Origin of the sequence: Chamaesiphon sp. VAR_69_metabat_338, assembly GCF_031423935.1 — a bacterium.
Classification (GTDB): domain Bacteria; phylum Cyanobacteriota; class Cyanobacteriia; order Cyanobacteriales; family Chamaesiphonaceae; genus Chamaesiphon.
In genome coordinates, this window is record NZ_JANPGM010000308.1 from 1 (window position 1) to 2,511 (window position 2,511).

Annotated in this window: 2 protein-coding genes; one reads left to right on the forward strand and one right to left on the reverse strand. The window is 50.2% G+C overall.

The features are described from left to right. A partial coding sequence (locus tag RMO84_RS08935; RefSeq protein ID WP_310488129.1) for a CheR family methyltransferase occupies window positions 1-1,862 on the reverse strand: 1,862 nt, incomplete at its 3' end. A 330-nt stretch (window positions 1,863-2,192) separates the two neighbouring features. Between RMO84_RS08935 and RMO84_RS08940 the strand changes: the two genes are divergently transcribed. Continuing rightward, window positions 2,193-2,511, forward strand: a 319-nt coding sequence (locus RMO84_RS08940; protein ID WP_310488130.1) for a condensation domain-containing protein, incomplete at its 3' end; no start/stop codon positions are given.

Here is a 2,511-nt window from a genome sequence, read left to right on the forward strand (position 1 = left end):
GTGAACGACCGCTCCAGCTTTTTCGCCTGATGGATCGCAGTGCGGAGTGCGGATCTGAGATCCACCTGCACCATTTTCAGCAGTTTCAAGCTGGACTTACCTGGCGCGGGCTGCAAATAGGGGCTGGTATTGCCCCGAAATTCGACGATGTCTAGATTGCTATTGACAATCAATCCGGCTGGTGAATAACGTTGTAAAACGAGATCGTCGGCGATCTGTTTGAGCTGGAGTTCGGTGGCTGGACGAGTGATAATTGGCAGCTGTTGGTTGGTAGTTTGGGTGAGATCGCCCCCCAGCGGTAAATCGAGGCTTGGGAGGACGAAGGAGAGTTTTTTGGCGTAAATCTTGTGCTTTTTATCGATCGGCGCAAATAATCCTGGTGCGGCATTGGTGGTTTCGGAAGTGCCCAACAGCAAAAATCCGTCGGGATTGAGGCCGTAGTGCAAATTATGCATCACCTGCTGTTGCAGGGTGGCTCCAAAATAAATCAGCACATTGCGACAAGAAATCAGATCCAGTCGGGAGAATGGCGGATCGCTACAGAGATTGTGTCTGGCAAATACGCACAATTCCCGCACCGATTTACTAATTTGATAGTCATCCCCGCTGGACACAAAAAACCGCCGCAACCGCTCTGGTGACACATGTGCGACCGCACTCCGCTGGTAAATCCCCGCGCGGGCAGTTTCGATCGCTTGGCTATTGAGATCGGTGGCAAAAATCTGGATCGGTGGCTGGGGCACGATTCCATCTAGCACCTCTAGCAAACAAATCGCCAACGAATATACTTCTTCCCCCGTCGCACAGCCCGCGATCCAAATCCGAATCGGGGCTAGTTGCGAGTGCTGCTGGGCGATCTGCGGTAAAACCCGTGCGATTAGCGATTGGAAGACTTCGGGATCGCGAAAAAAACTCGTGACATCGATTAAAAAATCTTGATATAAAGCAGTTATTTCGGCGGCATTGCCGTCGAGATAAGTCAGATAATCTTCCACTCTGGTGACATTCTGCTGCGCCATCCGCCGCTGCATTCGCCGTTTGAGCGTGGCGTGTTTGTAACTGGCAAAATTCACACCCGTATGCTTGCGTAGCAACTCAAATATTTGACTGAGGGGATTTAATGGTTCCGAACTGGCCATAATTACGGGCTGAGCATCTGGTGGAGATTGCTGTCGGACTGGTGGCGGCGATCTTCGATCTTCGAGCTTCGAGCTTCGATCCAATTGCCACTGTTGACCGATCTCATTAAGTTGGGTGGCGATCTCGTGAGGCGGTAAAATAACATCTACTCGCCCAGTTTGTGCCGCGTGTTCTGGCATCCCCCTAAATTGGGCAGATGGCAGATCTTGAGCGAAAGTCATCCCTCCCGCAGCTTTAATTGCCGCTAATCCCACGGCACCATCGCCATCGGTACCAGAGAGTACGACCCCGATCCCCATCCTCCCACACTCAGCAGCTATCGATTCAAAAAATCGATCGACTGGCATGTAGCCGCTGCGCGTCCGTTCGCGGGGCGAGAGGTGCAACACCCGCCCCACGAGCTTCATGGTAGTGTTTGGGGGAATCGTATAAACGCAATTCGGGGCGATCTCGATCCCATCAGTGACCTCACAGACGGGCATTTCGGTTATCCGCCCGAGCAGTTGGGCTAAGAAACTCTGATGTTCGGGGGCTAAGTGCTGAATCAGGACGAATGCCAGCCCCGTATCAATTGCCACGTGCCGCAGCAACTGTTTGAAAGCATCCAATCCCCCTGCCGAAGCTCCCACACCGACGATCGGAAAAGACGACGGTTGAAGTGAGGAGGATCGATCGACTTGCGAGTGAGATGGCCATTGTCTAGATGATGCCCCTTCCAACATTTGCTTATCCTAATGTTATTTCACTCTGGATTGAATATTTTAATTTTTATACCGAATTCATTTTATATCAACCCCAGATTGATAGATTGACGACCTTGTCGCTGCCCGCTGTAGCTCTAACGATCGGTAGAGTTGAGGATGGAAAAACAGGACTCGATCGCCAATAAATTCGCTCTGGCCGATTAATAAACCACAGAGCCTGAGCTGTGCTAGCCTAATTTCAAGTTATGCTTAAAAAGTAATGATTTAGCAAAATCTATCTAAAGAGAGAGAGAGTAATATTTAAAGCTCGATCGAGCGACCACCATTTCAACCCGCCCCCCTTGCCGTATGTTTTCCGAAGAAGTTTTCGTCTTTCCTGCATCTTTTGCTCAACAGCGGCTTTGGTTCCTCGATCGATCGATACCGGACAATACTATCTACAATGTGCCTACAGCAATTCACTTAACAGGCTCGCTAAATTTAGCCGCACTAGAACGGACTTTTAACGAAATCGTCCGCCGTCACGAAACCTTACGCACTACTTTTATCGTAGAGGATGGGCAACCCCTACAGGCGATCGCACCTAGCGCAACTATCCCTTTGCAGGTAGTAAATCTCCAGCATTTAAGCTCGGACGATCGAGATGTGACAGTCAAGAGGATTATTA